At 60.9% G+C, this 622-nt stretch carries 1 pseudogene; it reads left to right on the top strand.

Features of this window, described 5'->3' with window-relative positions:
• Positions 1–622 (top strand): annotated as a pseudogene (locus tag HV770_RS38115) (hypothetical protein); the annotation flags it as partial.

Raw genomic sequence — 622 nt, 5'->3', positions numbered from 1 at the left:
CGCCGGCGCAGTCTGGACGCTATCGGGCGGCGTGGTATACAGAAACGGCGCGAAAGCCGGGAATACCTCCAACGTAACACTCATCATTTATTACGGCACCACCATCTATTCGAAAGGTACCGGCGGCCAGTTCTACTCGTGGAACGGGTCGGGATGGACGGCATGCCTCGACCCGCGTATGGGAGGCACATCGGCGGAAGGCACCACGCTGCCCGCTTCGCCCTACATTATCGACAGGCTGAACACGGTCTGGACGCTCGTGAATGGGGTGGTTTACCGCAACGGCGCGACTGTGGGCAACACGTATAACGTGTCCTTGGTCCTCTGGTACGGCGGCAAAGTCTGGCTTCGCGGCACGGGCGGCCAGTTCTATGTGAACGTGGACGTGCGCAGCGTGGCAGCGCAATGGCTGCCCGCATCCGACCCGCGCATCGCAGCGGCGCCTGCTGCTGGCATGTTCTACGGTGTCAATGGACACTATGATTACACCTACACACCAACTCAGCTCGTGTCGCTCCTCAAGGGCATGGGCTGCACGACGTATCGCGTGGGGTGCACGCGGGATCAGAATCAGATCAACGCTGTGGTCAAGATCGCGCAGGCTTTCCAGAGTGCTGGCCTC

The organism is Paraburkholderia fynbosensis, from assembly GCF_902859935.1.
GTDB classification, from domain to species: Bacteria; Pseudomonadota; Gammaproteobacteria; order Burkholderiales; family Burkholderiaceae; genus Paraburkholderia; species Paraburkholderia fynbosensis.
The sequence above is the reverse complement of the archived record's forward strand: the minus strand, read 5'-3'. Positions and strand labels throughout refer to the sequence as shown.